Below are 15,806 nucleotides of genomic sequence, written 5' to 3' on the forward strand. Positions count from 1 at the left end.
CGTGGATGAAGGGCGCCTTCATCCACCTGAGGTCGATGAAGGCGCCCTTCATCCACGGCAAAGGTCGCGTTTAGGTCAGCGGGTGGCGTCGATCGTCGCGCTGGCCAGCACGACGTCACCCGCCGCGTCCTCGCGGTAGATGGCCACGGCCTGCCCGGGAGCCACGCCCTTCAACGGCTCCCGCAGCTGAACCTGCAGCACACCGTCCACCAGCTCGGCCACCGCGGGTGCCGTGCCACCGTGCGCGCGCACCTGCGCCACGCACTCGACCGGCCCGTCCAGCTCCACGTGCGCAACGGGGTCGGACGCGGAAATCCCGGTGACCGCCAGCTTCTCGGCAGAACCCACGCGAACGTTGCCGGACACCGGCTCCAGCGACAGCACGTACCGAGGCCGCCCGTCAGGAGCCGGCCCGGAGATCCCGAGCCCCTTGCGCTGCCCCACGGTGAACTCGTGCACCCCGGCGTGCCGCCCGAGCACGGCGCCGGTCTCGTCGTCGATCAGCAGACCTGGCTTGGTCTCCATGCGGCCGGCCAGGAACTTCTGGGTGTCGCCGTCCGGGATGAAGCAGATGTCGTGCGAGTCGGGCTTGCGGGCCACCGACAACCCGCGCGAGGCCGCCTCGACCCGCACGTCGTCCTTCACCGTGTCCCCCAACGGGAACATGGCGTGCGCGAGCTGCTCGTCGGTCAGCGAGGCGAGCACGTACGACTGGTCCTTGCCCAGATCCGCGGCCCGGCGCAGCTCCGGCCGCCCGTCCACGACCGCGAGCCGCGCGTAGTGCCCGGTGCACACCGCGTCGAACCCGAGCGCGATCGCCTTGTCCAGCAACGCCTCGAACTTGATCCGCTCGTTGCACCGCAGGCACGGGTTGGGCGTGCGCCCGGCCGCGTACTCGGCGACGAAGTCCTCGACGACCTCCTCGGTGAACCGCTCCGCGAAGTCCCAGACGTAGAACGGGATTCCCATCAGGTCGGCGGCCCGGCGCGCGTCGTGCGCGTCCTCGATCGTGCAGCAGCCGCGGGCACCGGTGCGCAGAGTGCCGGGCTTGGCCGACAACGCGAGGTGCACGCCCGTGACGTCGTGTCCCGCTTCGACGGCTCGTGCCGCCGCCACCGCGGAGTCGACACCACCGCTCATCGCCGCGAGGACCTTCACTGCTTGACCACCTTCCGGTTGCGCCTCATGCCTGCCAGACCTGCCGTACGCGCGCGTTCGACCACCGGGCCGATGACCTCCGCGAGTTTCTCGACGTCCGCACGCGTCGACGTGTGCCCGAGAGAGAACCGCAGTGATCCGCGCGCGAGAGCGGGTTCGACACCCATCGCCAGCAGCACGTGCGACGGTTGCGCGACGCCGGCCGTGCACGCGGAGCCCGTCGAGCACTCGACACCGCGGGCGTCGAGCAGCATCAGCAGGCTGTCGCCCTCGCAACCGGGGAACGTCAGGTGCGCGTTGCCGGGCAGGCGGTCGACCGGGTCGCCGTTCACGATCACGTCCGGCACCACCGCGCGCACCGACGCGATCAGCTCGTCCCGCAACGCGGCGAGCTCCGCCGAGCGCTGCTCCTGCTCGTCCACCGCGATCCGCACGGCCCGCGCGAGACCGACGATCGACGGCACGTCCAGCGTGCCGGAGCGGACGTCCCGTTCCTGGCCGCCGCCGTGCAGCAACGGCGTGCACTTCACGTCACGCGCCAGCAGCAGCACACCGACTCCGTACGGGCCACCGACCTTGTGGCCGGTCATGGTCAGTGCGGACGCGCCGGAAGCCGCGAAGTCGACCGGCACCGCGCCCACGGCCTGCACGGCGTCCGTGTGGAACGGCACACCGCGCTCCGCGCACACGCGCGCGATGTCGTGCACCGGGTTGATGGTGCCGACCTCGTTGTTCGCCCACATCGTGGTGACGAGCGCGACGTCGTCGGAGGCGTCCAGCGCGGCTTCGACCGTCTCCGCCGAGACGCGGCCGTACGAGTCGGTTTCCAGCCACGTGACCTCGGCGCCCCGCTGCTCCAGCCACTCCACGGCGTCCAGCACGGCGTGGTGCTCGACGGCCGAGGCCAGCACCCGGCGCTTGCCGGAGGCCCAGTAGATGCCCTTGACCGCGAGGTTGTCGCTCTCGGTGCCGCCGCCGGTGAAGAGCACCTCGGACGGCCGGGCGCCCAGGGCGTCGGCGACGGTCTCGCGGGCCTCCTCGATCGCACGCCGCGCCCGCCTGCCGGAGGTGTGCAGCGACGAGGCGTTGCCCGTCGTGGACAACGCCTCGGTCATGGCCGCGACCGCCTCGGGGTGCATCGGGGTCGTGGCAGCGTGGTCGAGATAAGCCATCAGGACTCAAGGGTAGCCCGCATGCGGGGTCCGGTCAGAATCGCTCCCACCACGGCCAACGCCGCCATGGACAGGTTCAGCACCACCACGCCCGCGGTCGGCGCGGTGGCCACCACCACGACACCGCCGAGTCCGATCATGGTCGCGCAGAAGAGCATGTCCGAGATCTGCAGCGCCGCCGAGTTGAACCCGCGGTCTTCCTCCGGCGACGCGGCCATCATCAGCACGCCGACGCTGGACGTCGCCATGCCCATGCCGGCACCGGCGAAGCCCCACAGGACGAACGTCAGCCAGCCGGGACCCCACGAGGGTGCGACGAACGTCACGGCCGCCATACCGGTCGCGGTGAACAGGAAGCCGACCCGCACGAGGGTGTACCGCTCGATCTCCGGGTGCCGCGACGCCCACATCGACGCACCGGCCCAGCCGAGCGCGCTCAGCGTCAGCGGAAGGCCCGCCTCGAGCGGCGAGTAGTCGTGCACGACGGTGAGCGTGAGCGGGATGAAGCTCTCGACCGCGAAGAACGTGCCGGCCAGCAGACCGCGCGCGAGGATCGTGACGGGGAGACCGCGCCGGGCGAGCAGCGTGCCCTTCGGCAGCAGGACGCGCAGTGCGGGCGCCAGCAGCAGCACCGCCACCGCGAACAACCACCACGTGCGGTGCTGCAGCGCCCAGCTCAGGCTCGCCACGCCCGCACCCGCGGCCACCGCCGCGAGCGGCAGGTACTTGCGCTGCGGCGGCGTCGCGTCGTGCGGAGGCAGGCCCTTGAACACAGGGACGAGCAGCACGCTGCCGATCAGCACCAGCGGCACGATCGCGAGGAACACGAGCCGCCAGCTCAGGTGCTCGGTCGCCCACCCCGCGACCGCCGGCCCCACCAGCGACGGCACCACCCAGGCCGCGGACAGCGCGCCGAACACGGCGGGCCGGTCGTCCTCCGGGTAGGCGAGCGCGATCAGCACGTAGATCGCGACGATCAGGAACCCGGCGCCGAAGCCCTGCAGCACCCGGCCGGCCAGCAGCACCGCCATGGTCTCCGCCAGGCCAGCGACGACCAGGCCGGCCAGGAAGAGGGTCACCCCGATCAGCACCGCGGGCTTGGGTCCCCGCCGGTCGGAGAGCCGTCCGGAGAAGACCGTGGCGATGACGCTCGCCGCGAGGTTCGCGAGGAACGGCCACGCGTACAGCGCCTCGCCCCTGAGCTCGTGGACCATGGTGGGCATCGCCGTGCCGACGCCCATCGCCTCGAAGGCGAGGAGCGTGACCAGCAGGAGGATGCCCGTCGTGGGCCAGCGGCGGTCAGGCGACCAGAGGCGTGATGGAGCGGGCGCGGTGAGAGTCACCCGTTGATGGTGCAAGCTCCAGTTCGGTCGAGGTCAAGCGGTTTGACTGCTCTTCGGCGAGTTTCGCCAGTTCGCGCCGGTTCGCCGCACGGCCGGGAGCGATCTCGTCGAGCACGTGCACCTCGACGACCAGACCCTTGACCTTGAGCACCCGGCGGATCGAGTCGACGAGCGTGTCGCTGCCGACGAACGCCGGTTGCGTGGTCACGTGCCCGCCGATCCGGTACCGCAGCACGATCGGCCGCACCGGCACACCGGCGTCGAGCGCGGCCTGGAACAGCGCCGGCTTGTAGTGCCCGGACGCGAGCCCGCACCACGTCGTGCCCTCGGCGTGGATGCCGACCGCGCTGCCGTTGCGCAGCGTCGTGGCGAGCTCGGCGACCGTCCGCGGCAGCTCGCGCAGCTTCTCCCGGTCGAGGTAGACCGTGCCCGCCGCGGTGATGAGCCGGCCGAGCACCGGCCAGCCCTTGATGTCCTTCTTGGCGACGATCCTGATCGGCTGCACCGAGTCGATCGCCAGCTCGTCCAGCCAGGACACGTGGTTGCTCGCGACGAGCACACCGCGCTTCGGGATCTCCTGGAACTTCCTGGCGCCGTGAACTTCCAGCCTCACCCCGAAGGCCCGCAACACCGCGTGGAACCACAGGCGGACGACGCTCTCCCGCTGCTTGCCCGGCAGCAGGAGGGCGAGCGCGATCGCCGCGCCGCAAAGGATCGCGGCGACCGCCGTGACCGCCCGCCAGATCTGCCGGAACCTGTTCACTTCTTCTGGCGCACCGCTGACGCACCCGTCGCCACACGGCGACGTGGGCATCCAGGCGTGACTCATGCCGTCTCCCCCAGGAAGAACTTGAGATAGCGCTGATCCACGTGGTCCATGCCGAGCAGGATGAAGAGGTCCGCGACCCCGAAGTCGGCGTCGAGCGCAGGCCGCCCGCAGACCTTGGCGCCAAGCCGCAGGTAACCCTTGAGCAGCGGCGGAATCACCGTCCTGGCCGGCCGTGCGACCTGGTCGACGTCCCAGGGGTGGTGCGGCGTGACGCGGTACTGCTCGGGCGCGTAGTGCTTGGCGTGCACGGTGTCCCAGACCCCGGCCGCGAGGCTGCCGCCGTCCTGCAGCGGGATGGACGCGCACCCGACGAGCCACTTGTGCCCGCTCAGCAGCATGTACCGGGCGATACCCGCCCACACGAGGCTGACGACGGCACCGTTGCGGTGGTCGGGGTGCACGCAGGAGCGGCCGGTCTCGACCGTGGTGTGGCGGAGGTCCGCCAGGTTCGCGAGGTCGAACTCGCCGTCGCTGTAGAGCCGGCCGGCCTCCCTCGCGCGCTCCGGCGGCAGCATGCGGTAACCGCCGACGATGGCGCCGGTGCGGTCGTCGCGGACCACCAGGTGGTCGCAGTGCTCGTCGAACTCGTCGACGTCGTGGCCGGGCACGCCGGTGTGCAGCGTCGCCCCCATCTCACCGGCGAACACCTCGTAGCGCAGTCGCTGCGCGGCGACGACTTCTTCGCTGTCGCGGGCGACGAGGAGGGAGTAGCGGGGGGCGTCCTCGTCCTGCTGGACGGGGGTGCTGACAAGCAGTTCCGGCTGCGTCATGCGAACCAGGGTGAAGCCGGGTTGGCGAATGACAGCAGGTCAGAACGATGACGCCTCAGTGGCAGGTGGGTTAACCACCGGTGGTCCGCTCGACCGGGCGAGCGATCGAGGTCTCCCGGAGTTGCGAAAGGCCCGCTCGGCGATGCCGGACGGACCTTTCAGCACGGTCATTCGTCAAACGCACGGGCCAGGAGACGCCCCAGCGGCGATGCCTTCCCGCTCGAACAGATCAGCCAGCAGCCGCACTTCGACGTAGGTGCCCTCGTACCCGCTCTGTCTCAACGCACGCGCTGAGTTCTGCGCCTCTTGAAGGGAGAGACCGAACGCGTCGCGGAAAGCCTTCAGGACGGCGCCACCACGCTGCTCCGGATCCGCCAGTTGCAGGCAGTGCGGGCCGTGCTGCGACATGATCGCCTTGCGCACCCATTCCGGAGCCAAGCCCCAGGACCTGTCGTGGGAGGCGCTGCAGCCGGCGTGCTCCCAATCGAGGTCCCAGGCCAGCTTGCCATCCCTCACGAGCTGCACAGCCCACCCCTCGCAAGGATCGCCGCAGGCCGGGCACTGCCCTGCAAGCCGTGCAGCCTGTTCGATCATCCCTTCCAGCCTCTCATGCGCTCGTACCTCTCGATGGTCCCGTAGAACAACGAGGACAACCCGGAGCCGTCCCTGGGATGGTGCCTCTCCGTGACCCCGCGGTCCCACCACCGGTGGTGCAGCTCCTCGTGCACGAGGACATTGCGCAGGTCTTCCCTGCTCTCCATCGATTTGTAGCCGATCTGCGTTCCCTCGCCCGCCTTTGCGATACCAGTGCTCGACCACGGGCTGTAGGCAGGTCGGTGAGTGAACCGGAGGTCCGGGAAGTCCTCCGCGATCACGGCGTCAATGGCGCGGTTACCAGCTGCAGTCGTCTTGCCGGTCGCTCCACGCAACGCCTGTTCGGACACGAAGGAGTTGCCGTGTTTCGTCCCGTCTCCGGCACGAGAGACTGCCTCCTCCACAAGCTGTTGCCCGCAGTCGGCCGTGTTCTTGCTGTCGTCGTTGTGGACGAGGAGTGGCGCAGCCTCCCGCGAGCTCGCCACGTAGTACGTGTGCAGCCCGTCGACCGTGAAGTTGTGGACCTTCTGCAGTCCACTCCACGTCCGCGTCCCGGTGACCTCCGCCGCCCGGTTGTCCGCGGTCAGGAACCGGTACGCGGGCTTGAGGTCGACAGCCTTGACCCAGCGCTTCTCCGACTCCACCCAGAACGGGTGCTCGTCGGTCGCCTGGATCTTGCCGCGCGACGAGTCGGTCAGCTCGACCACGGTCCGCTCGGACACCTTCGACCGGACCTCGGTCACCTTGCGCGCGCCGGACTCGCCGGTGATCGGGTCCTTGGCGAGGACCCAGTCGCCCTCGCGCAGGTGCTCGATCTTCTTGCGCGACCCGTCGGCCATCAACACCAGCGTGCCGGGCACGAAGCTGTTCGTGACACCCAACCGCGCCGAGAGGTCGCACGCGGCGCCGGACGCCTTGTCCGCCAGGTCGTCGGCCTTGGAGCCGGCGGCGCGACCCGGCCGGGCCACGTCGTCGAGCTTCGCGCCCGCCCCCTGGGCCACCTCGGAGCCCATCCGCGCCGCGGCTGGGGCCTCCTTGATGACGTCGTCGGTGTTCTTCAGGACCATGGTGCGGAAGAAGTCCAGGACCGCGCCGCCGTCCACCACGTTGTCGAGCGCGTGGCTGACGATGTTCGCCGGCGAGAACGGCGAGTTCACGACCAGGTCCTTGGCGGCGAGCAACGGCTTGCGCAGGGCTTCGAAGGTCGACGGCGGGATGCGCCTCGCCGCTTGTTCGGCCGCCATCTTCGCGAAGGCGTGGCCCGGCATCGAGCGGACGATGTCGCCCGCGGAACGGGCCACCGCTCTCGCCGCTCCGGCCCCGTACTTGGCCGTTCCCCTGATCACGCGGGTCACGGTCTGCTTGACGAGCTTGCCGCCCACCTTGACCCACTTGATCTCGGTGATCATCTTGCCGGCGCCGCGCATGAAGTCGCCCGCGGCCTTGAGCAGCTTCGAGCCTCCGCCGGCCAGGTTCTCGACCGCGCGGCCGATCTTGGTGGCCTTGACCAGCTTCACCCCGGCCTTGATGCCCTTGGCCGCCAGGTTCACCACCTTGCCCGCGGGCACGAAGTTCAGCGCGGCCATCGCACAGCCGCCCCAGCTCGGGTTGGTGATGCAGCCCTTGATGTCGTTGTAGCCGGAGACTTCCTTGACCAGTTCGAGGCCGTCGGTCTTGGCCCAGTTCCACGCGGCCTTGGCGCCGTTGCCGATGGCGTTGCCGACCTGCTTGGCCTTGTCCTCGAGCCAGCCCCAGAAGTGGCCGTCCGGGTCGTCGTAGTTCATCGGCGAACCGCCGGCGTAGGTGTAGCGGTTCATCACGATCGACGGCGACGACGGGAGGCTGATCGAGTCACGGCTGGTGAACGAACCGGAGGACGGGTTGTACCAGCGGGCACCCATGTTGACCTCGCCGGACTCCGGGTCCGTCCAGTCGCCCTGGAAGCCGACCTTCAGCCCGCTGCCCGCGATGCGCTTGCCGAACGGGTCGTAGGCGACCGAGTCCTCGATGGCCGTCCCGCCTGGCTTCAGCGTGCCGACCACGTCGCCGTGGCGGTCGCTCACCGCCAGCTTCTTCTGGTCACCGGAACCGACGGCCAGCAGCGATCCGTCCACGCTGCGGCTGAACAACGACTCGCCGTCCGACACCGGGTCGATGCCGAAGCCCGAGTAGGCGAACTTGCCACCGTTGCGGCCGATCATGCGGCCCAGACCGTCGTAGGTGAACGACGTGCTACCTCGCAGCACTGCCTGATCGAAGGCGTCCCAGCCGTAGGTGTCGGTCAGACCCGACGACGTGCGTCCTTCGAGGGTGCCGCGCGCCGAGTACGTGTAGGTGTAGTCACCGTCGGACTGCAGGCGGTTCCGTTCGTCGAAGACAGACACCTTGTCGCCCGCGCGAGTCCGGTTGCCGGACTTGTCCCACTCGTACTTGGTCTCGACACCGTTGGAGGTCCACGAGGTCATGCGACCGGCGTGGTCGTAGCCGTAGGTGTTCGACGAGGCGCCCGCGGTGCCGGTGGTGACCTTCGACGTCAGCTGGTCGTTCAGGTCGTACCCGTAGGTGATGGACCCGATCGACGCGCCGGTCGACGTCTCGATCTTGTCGGACACCTGGCGGCCCAGCGCGTCGTACTCGTACCTGCGGATCGCGTCCGGTCCGTACGTGACCTTCTCGAGGTCACCCGCGGCGTTGTAGCTGAACGCCTGCATCGCGTTCGTCACGCCGTCCTGAACGGTCGACAGGCGGCCGTTCAGGTAGGTGAACGTGTTGGTGCCGGACGCGTCGGTCTTGTTGGTGAGCCGGCCGGCCGCGTCGTAGCCGAACGACGAGTCACCGGACGGGCCGGTCGCGGTCAGCAGCTGGCCGCGGTCGTTGTAGCTGTAGACGTTCTTGGTGCCGCGGGCGCTGACGCCGACGAGCAGGCCGCGCTCGTCGTAGTCGCGGGTGCGGGTCTGGGTCGCCTGCGTCGTGCCGGAACCGGACTCCGTGCGGAGCCTGCCCAGCGCGTCGTAGGTGCGCTCCCTCGTCACGCCACCCGGCGCCTGGACCTTCGTCGCCAGGCCGCGCTTGTCGTAGGTGGTGATCCAGGTGCGGTCGGACTCGCCGGGGTGGGCGGCGGTCGAGGGCTCGACCACCTTCTCCGGCAGGCCGAGCGCGTTGTACGTCGTGATGGTCGAGTTGCCGCGACCATCCGTCGTGCGCGTGCGCTGGTCGGCGATGCTGTAACCGAACGTCGTGGTGATCGAGTCGGTGGCCGACACCGGCTCCACCTGCTTCACCAGCCGGTCGGCCGCGTCGTAGGTGAACTTGGTGGACCTGCCGAGCGCGTCGATCTCCTCGATCACGTTGCCGACGGCGTCGTGCTTGAGCTGCTCACCGCGGATGAACGAGCCGTCCGGGGCGATGTTCAGCGTGCCGGTGAGCCAGCCGACCTGGTTGTAGACGCGGTCGGTGATGCGGCCCATGCCGTCGACCGTGCGGACCTGGCGGCCGGCACCGTCGTAGCCGAACTCGGTCTTCGTGCCGTCCGGTTCGATGCTGCGGATCCGCTGACCGAGCTTGTCGTAGACCTGCTCGGCCACCTCGCCGACGGGGTTGGTCGACTTGAGCACCCGGCCCGCGTCGTCGTAGGTCGCCGTCGACGTGAACACCGCGGCCCGCGGCTTGCGCTCGATCTGCGTGGTCGCGATCGGGCGCTTCAGGTCGTCGTAGACCTGCTTGGTGATCGCACCCGACGGGTCGGTCGCGGTCAGCAGCTCACCGGTGCGCGTGTAGACGTACGACGTCTTCGCACCCGGCTGGGCCGGCGCGTCCGGTGACGGCAGCACCTTCTCCACGAGCTGGCCGAGCTGGTTGTAGCGGAACCTGGTGATCGCGCCACCGGCGTCGACCACCGCGCTGACCTTGCCGTCCGGCTCGTACTCGGTGCGGACCTCGGGCACGATCGCCTCGGTCGCGCCCGGCGGGGTGTAGCCCGGCGACTTCTTCGCCACCTGGCGGCCGAGCTTGTCGAAGGTCGTCTCCGACACGTCGCCCTTGGCGTCGCGGTGGTGCGTCACCTGGCCGAACGTGTTGTACCCGCTGGAGATCCGGGCACGCGCGTTGCGAGCCGTGCCACCGTTCTCCTCGACCGAGACCTGCGGGCCGGTCAGCTCGATCAGCTGCTGGTTCGCGTCGTAGGTGTAGGAGTTGGTGTACTCGGCACGCCTGGCCGCGTCCGCTACACCACGCGGGTCGACCTCCGTCTTGACCCGGTCGTAGGCGTCGTAGGTCCGCTCGGTGACGAGGGGATCCGACGCTCCCCTGTGGACTGTCTCCTTGGTCTGCCGGCCCGCCGCGTCGTACTCGAAGTCGACGATCTCGGTGACCGAGCCCGTGACGGAGAAGTTGGACGGGTTGCCGGTCTTGACCACTCGCTTGACCTGGCCGGCCGCGTCGTAGGTCAGTTCGGTCGTGCGAGCCAGACCACCGGGGTCCTGCACCGTCTTCTTCGTGCGGCCCGCCTCGTCGACCTCGAACTGGGTGACGAGCCCGCCGGCGACCGTCTGCCGGATCAGGTGACCGGCCGGGTCGTAGACGTTGTCCTGCACGGTGACGTCGCGGCGATTGCCGTCGGCGTCACGTCCCGCGCCGACCGCGACGATCGCGCGCAGCGAGTTGTCCCGGTAATACGCGTACTTCGTCGTGCGGCCCATCGCGTCGACGTCGGCGTAGAGCCGACCGGCGAGGTCGTAGAGGTAGCTGTGGACGAGCAGCGAGTCCTTGCCGGGCCTGGTGTTCGTCGCCGGGTCGGGCTCGTCGTTCTGGTCGGCGTTCGGCCTGGTGGGGTCGATCGGGTCACCGGTGTAGCCGCGCAGCCAGATCTCGGCGACCTTGTTGCGGGCCGTGTAGGTGAAGTCGGTGCGGACGCCGCCCGGCGTCACCGTCCACATCTTGTTGCCGAAGTGGTCGTAGCCGTGGCTGGTCTTGCGGCCCTCCGCGTCGACCTCCTCGGCGAGGCGGCCGCGGTCGTCGAACGCGAACGTCGCGACGCGCGGAGCGTCACCACCGGTCAGGTCGACGGCTTCGAGCTTCGTGCGGTTGCCGTCGGCGTCGAAGGTGCTGCGCGTCTCCTTGGTGTGGGTGACGCCGGTGATCGTGTTGAGGATGCCGGGGTCGGTCGTCGCCACGACGCGCGACAGGTCGTCGTAGGTGTACTTCGTCGTCACGGAAGGCGTGGACGACGACGACTCGGTCTCCTCGGTCTTGCGGCCCAGCGAGTCGTACTTGTACGACGTCACGAGACCGGTCGGCGAAGTCGCCGACGCCAGGTCACCGTTGCGGTAGTAGGTGTACAGCGTCACGCCGGCACCGGTCTGCTCGGTGCGCTTCACCAGGCCCGCCGGGACGTTGCCGCCGTCGACTGCCGCGTCGCTGCTGTCGGTCGTGTACTCGTGCTTCACGACATGGCCGCCCGCGGCCGTGCTCGTGATCAGGTTGCCGTTCGTGTCGTACTCGGACCTGTCGAGGTACCGGTTGTCCGCCGGGCCGGACGACCTCGCGTCGCGCTCGCCGATCACCTTGTCGTTGCGCGGGTCGGTGAAATCGGTGGGGTTGAGGAAGTGCTCGACGTAGCTCGTGGAGCAGTCCGTGCCGCTGCGGCGGCAGGTCGTCGTCTGCTTCACGTTGCCGCGTTCGTCGTTCACCATCGTGACCTGGTTGCCCAGTTCGTCGGTGATGGTGCTCTGGAACCCGGACGCGTCGTAGTCGTAGCTGCGCACACCACGCGTCTTGCCGGTCGAGTCGACGATCTGCGGTGGCGTGGTGCCGCCCTTGCCGACGCAGAACACGGGCGCGCCGTCCTCCACCCCGGACGCGGGCTGGCAGTTCGGGTTCGACGTCGGCGTCGCGGGCTGCGGCAGCCGGTCCTCCGGCCGGGTGCTCATGCCGATCGGCGAGAGGTAGCGCAGGATCCGGCTGCGCTTGGCGTCGTAGTCGTAGCTGTGCAACCGCTCACCGGGGTCGGTCACCTGGACCGTGCGGATCAGGTTGTCCTCGGAGCCCGTCATGATCGGCTGGTCGATCTTCCACCTGCCGCCGTCGTTGTCGACGACCTCGCGCACCCGGTCGTTGCCGTGGTCGTAGGCGATCGTGCTCGCCGTCCGCCCACTCGGGAGCGTGATCTTGGTGAGGTGCGGTGCCTGCGCCTTCTCCGCCAGGTGCGCCTTCACCGCGGGCCGGCCGAGCGAGTGCTCGTAGACCGCGACCTCGTCGACCTCACCGGTGAAGTAGCGCTTCTTACCGGGCCCGAAGCTCGGCCAGGCGTTCTCGTTCGGGCCGTTGGCCGCACCCACCTGTGCGAAGCTCATGTTCAGGTGGTCGATGTCGCCGTCGAGGTCGCCGCCCTGCTGCACACCGTCGAGGAACAGCTGCTGCTTGGAGACCGCGCCGGTCAGCACCACGTGGTGCCAGTTGCCGTCGTTGACGGCGCCGGTCGACGTGAGCGGTGCGACCCTGCCGTTCCAGAACTGGCCGCGCAGCTTGCCGTCCTCGCCGACGTACAGCAGCGGCACGCCGTTCTGCGCGTCCTCGGTGATCGCCTTGTTCTGGTAGCCGAGCAGCGGGCCGTTCGCGGAGGTCCTGAACCACAGCTCCACGGCGACGTCGCGGCTGAGGCGAACCGCGTCGCGCGGCAGCTCGACGAGCGAGGACGTGCCGTTGAGACCGACAGCGGGGTTCTGGTTGCCGTCGAGCGGGCTGACCTTGCCGAGCTGGACGTCCTTGTACTTGGCCGCGTCCTTGCCGAGGTTGGTCAGGATCTCGCTGCGCGCGCTGTCGCCGGTGCCCTCACCGAGCCGCCAGTAGTGCTTGGGCCGCGAGTCGAGCACGACGCTGCGGTAGTGCGAGCCCTGGTCGTACTCGTAGTTCGTGCACTCGTTCTTCGGGTTGCAGGCCGAGACCAGCTTGTGCGGGTCGGTGGTGTCGTAGGTGTACTTCCACTCCAGGACCTTGTCGGCGGTCTCCTGGATCCAGACCCGCTTGACGTGCTTGTTCGTGCCCCACTCCAGACGCAGCTGGCGGTTGCTCACCGAGCTGGTGATGCGGGTGGGACCGACGTCGGGCAGGCCGTAGGTGAGCTTCACGCCGCGGCGGTGCGCGTCGTGGATCTCGATCAGCCTGCCGTCGAGCTTGCGGAACTTGTAGTGGTTGGCCGCCTTGTCGACGAGCACGTACGTCTCGGTGCCGTCGATGGTCTCCAGGAAGAACGTGGCGAACCGGCCGGGCGGCGGCGCGTAGGTGCGGTCGAACGTGCCATCGGTGTTGCGGTGCGCACCGAACCGCACGGTCTGGCCGTCCGGGTAGGTGACGACGACGTTGCCGGAACCGTCGGTGTCCTCGACGACCCGCATGTCGAGCCTGGACACCCAGCCGGAGCCGAAGGCGAGGTCGCGGCGCGGGTCGAGGCTGTTGTAGGTGCGCGCCAGGGTCAGGTCGGGACCGACGGTGGCGAGCGACGCGTCGACCGCGGCCGAGGTGTAGTTGCCGTTGACCGGGTTGAAGTCGCGGTCGCCGCCGCTGTAGGGCGCGGCACCGATCTGCGAGGTGACCTCGGGCTGCGGAACGTTCGTGAGCAGGGCGCTGTAGGGCAGCGCCTCGCTCTCGGAGTTCCCGTCGAACGCGAACGCACGCCACAGGTAGGTCTTGCTCCAGCGGATCTTGCCCTTGGGGATCGTCCACCTGGGACGGTCGATCCGGCCGGAGTCGAAGCACGAGCCGCCGATCGGCTTGTTCTCCTTGTCCGCCTCGCAGACCTCGAAGCGGTACTTCAGCTGTGAGCCGCCCGGCGCGTCGACGTCGGTGGCGTTGACCCACAGCTGCTGCTCCAGCGACGGCGCGGAGTGGCCGTTCGGCGGGTACTGGCCGGTGACGATCGGCGGCACGTCGAACACCTGCAGGCCGAGGCGCGCGGGTGCCACCTGCTCGTCGGTGAAGACCTTGACGCCCTTGTGCACCATGGTGAACTCGAGGCTGTACTGCCCCGGCTCCACCCGGCCGATCTTGGCGTCCAGCGTCACGGACTGGCCGCGTGGCACGTCGTGCGGCAGCTGCGCGGACTCGGTCTCGGCCTGGTAGCCACCGCGTGCGTCGAAGCGGCGGTACGCGAGGAAGTACTCGCCCGGCCGCCAGGTGTCCTTGCCCAGGTTGGTGACCTTGACCTTGATCACGCCGTCCTGGTTGCGGGTGACAGGGGGCGTCGGAACGCCGTTCTCGATGTGGTAGCTCGCGTTGTACGGGGAGTGCGTGATGTAGAGGGTCGGCGGGACCGCGCTGTTGTGGCCCGCGATCTTCTTCCAGCCGAAGACGTCCGTCTCGGACGCGCGCAGACTCAGGCCGTAGTTGGCCTGCTGGTGGTTGACCCAGCGCTGGACCAGGTCACGACCGCCGTCGCCGAGGTTGATCGCCTGACCGGTCGCGGGGCAGGCGGAGGAGTCGGCACCGCTCGGGATGTACCCCTGGGCGAACGAGCTCGACGTGAGCGCGTTGCCGTCGATGGCGGGACCGGGGTAGGTGTGGCCCTCGCCCGCGGTCCAGCTCTGGGTGACCGCGTGCACGCTCAGCGGCGCCGGGCGGCAGGACCAGGACCAGTAGTTGAGCAGGAACAGTTGCGCGCCGAAGATCCGGTGGTCGCGCAGGTCGTTCTCGACGCCGGGGAACGACAGGTAGGTGGTGGCGTTGATGCCGCCGGAGGCACGGCCGACCTTGAGCTCGAGGCCGTCGGACTTGCTGAAGCTGGAACCGCCGGTGCGCTGCACGTACATGCTCGGCGTGCGGTTGCGCTCGCTCACGCTCGGGTCGACCGTGACGGGGAACTTCCTGGCCGGGTCCTTCAGCCACGCCTGGTCGAGCTCGACCTTGAGGGTGTTGCCGCCCACGATCTCGTAACGCACGCCGTACGAGGTGGCCGGGTCACCGGTGTTCTCGTTCACGTTGCTGTCGGTCATGAAGCCGGCCGGGATGACCGCGCGCTCGGTACCCCTCCCGTCGGTCAGCACGACCGCGTTGCCGACGACCTTCGCGCTGAGTCCCTTGAGCTGCAACGGGAACAGCCAGGTCGTGGGCGCGTTGGCGCTGTGCAGGACCAGGTCTTCCTTGAACCCGCCGGGAGTGGCGTTGATCCGCAGGTCGGACTCGGGGCGCACGCCGGGATAGGTCACCGCGCTGCCCGCGGCGTGACCGTTCGCCGGTGCCGCGTCCTGCAGGCGGTAGCTCAGCGAGTGGTCGCGGTCGAGCTCCAGCGTCACGAGCGGGGACGCGTCCGCACGTCCGGCCAGCTTCGTGGTCACGGCGTCGGCGGTGTTGCGCCAGCCGGAACCGTCCTGCTTCAGGTTGGTGTCGACGCGCTGCCACTTGCCGTCCGCGTCGCGGTAGTTGACGCGGTTCTGCGAGTAGGCGGTGGTCTCGGTGCCGTCGGCGTTGCGGTACGTGGTCTTGTGCTCGTCGCGCCGGTCCGGCAGCTCCTGACTGGTCTTCTGGTCGAAGCCCTTGAGCTGCTGGTTCGGCGAGTCCAGAACCCGCGTGCTGCTGGACGGCTGCGACCACGGTCCCATGTGGGCGATGGGCGGGTACTTGGCCTGCTCGGAGCGGGCGGCGGCAGTGTTGGCCGTGCCGTCGTCCACGACGTGGTCGCGGTGCTTCAGGCGGGCCGCGGCCGTGCCGGCGGTCGTCCAGTCCTGCTGCGGGGTCCCCGCCATCGCCTCTTCGAGCTGACGCTGCGCCTCGCGCCGGGCGAACCAGCCTTCGAGCACCGCCCCGGACGACGGACCGACGATCCCGCCGACGAGCGCCAGGAGCAGGAACAGCACCAGGAATCTTTTGTTGCGTGCGAAATCAGGGCGCGCGAAAGCGCCCGGCGACCTGAACACGTGGACCTTCCCCCCAGCGGACGGACCGAACCAAG

7 protein-coding genes are annotated in these 15,806 nt (G+C 69.4%); all 7 read right to left on the minus strand.

Annotated elements, in window-relative coordinates:
• Positions 1-75: 75 nt before the first annotated feature.
• The gene (gene mnmA, locus ABZV40_RS25995) at positions 76-1,158 is read right to left on the minus strand and encodes a tRNA 2-thiouridine(34) synthase MnmA (protein WP_355446569.1); all 1,083 of its coding nucleotides are present in this window, start codon (positions 1,156-1,158) and stop codon (positions 76-78) included.
• Complete coding sequence (locus tag ABZV40_RS26000) at positions 1,155-2,330, minus strand: cysteine desulfurase family protein (protein WP_355446572.1); 1,176 nt, start codon at positions 2,328-2,330, stop codon at positions 1,155-1,157. The genes mnmA and ABZV40_RS26000 overlap by 4 nt, the downstream gene beginning before the upstream one ends.
• Entirely contained in the window at positions 2,330-3,673 is a 1,344-nt protein-coding gene (locus ABZV40_RS26005; RefSeq protein WP_355446575.1) for an MFS transporter, read from the minus strand. Before ABZV40_RS26005 ends, ABZV40_RS26000 begins: the two co-directional genes overlap by 1 nt.
• Positions 3,630-4,502: a lysophospholipid acyltransferase family protein gene (locus tag ABZV40_RS26010; RefSeq protein WP_355446577.1), complete on the minus strand. Its 873-nt coding sequence runs from the start codon at positions 4,500-4,502 to the stop codon at positions 3,630-3,632. The genes ABZV40_RS26005 and ABZV40_RS26010 overlap by 44 nt, the downstream gene beginning before the upstream one ends.
• On the minus strand, positions 4,499-5,272 hold the full coding sequence (locus ABZV40_RS26015; RefSeq protein WP_355446580.1) for a GNAT family N-acyltransferase: 774 nt from the start codon (positions 5,270-5,272) through the stop codon (positions 4,499-4,501). Before ABZV40_RS26015 ends, ABZV40_RS26010 begins: the two co-directional genes overlap by 4 nt.
• A gap of 174 nt (positions 5,273-5,446) precedes the next feature.
• A complete protein-coding gene (locus ABZV40_RS26020; protein WP_355446583.1) occupies positions 5,447-5,866 on the minus strand; it encodes a hypothetical protein in 420 nt (139 codons plus the stop codon).
• Positions 5,863-15,711, minus strand: coding sequence for a polymorphic toxin-type HINT domain-containing protein (locus ABZV40_RS26025; RefSeq protein WP_355446586.1), 9,849 nt, complete (start codon positions 15,709-15,711; stop codon positions 5,863-5,865). Before ABZV40_RS26025 ends, ABZV40_RS26020 begins: the two co-directional genes overlap by 4 nt.
• Between the last annotated feature and the right edge of the window lie 95 nt (positions 15,712-15,806).

This window comes from Lentzea sp. NPDC004782 (assembly GCF_040609115.1).
In the GTDB taxonomy this organism is placed as follows: Bacteria; Actinomycetota; Actinomycetes; order Mycobacteriales; family Pseudonocardiaceae; genus Lentzea.

What these genes read in the sequence shown, in the direction of transcription:
- ABZV40_RS26010 (WP_355446577.1), bottom strand. Translation starts at nt 4,502, where the DNA reads ATGAGTCACGCCTGGATGCCCACGTCGCCGTGTGGCGACGGGTGCGTC.
- ABZV40_RS26000 (WP_355446572.1), bottom strand. Translation starts at nt 2,330, where the DNA reads ATGGCTTATCTCGACCACGCTGCCACGACCCCGATGCACCCCGAGGCG.
- ABZV40_RS26015 (WP_355446580.1), bottom strand. Translation starts at nt 5,272, where the DNA reads ATGACGCAGCCGGAACTGCTTGTCAGCACCCCCGTCCAGCAGGACGAG.
- ABZV40_RS26020 (WP_355446583.1), bottom strand. Translation starts at nt 5,866, where the DNA reads ATGATCGAACAGGCTGCACGGCTTGCAGGGCAGTGCCCGGCCTGCGGC.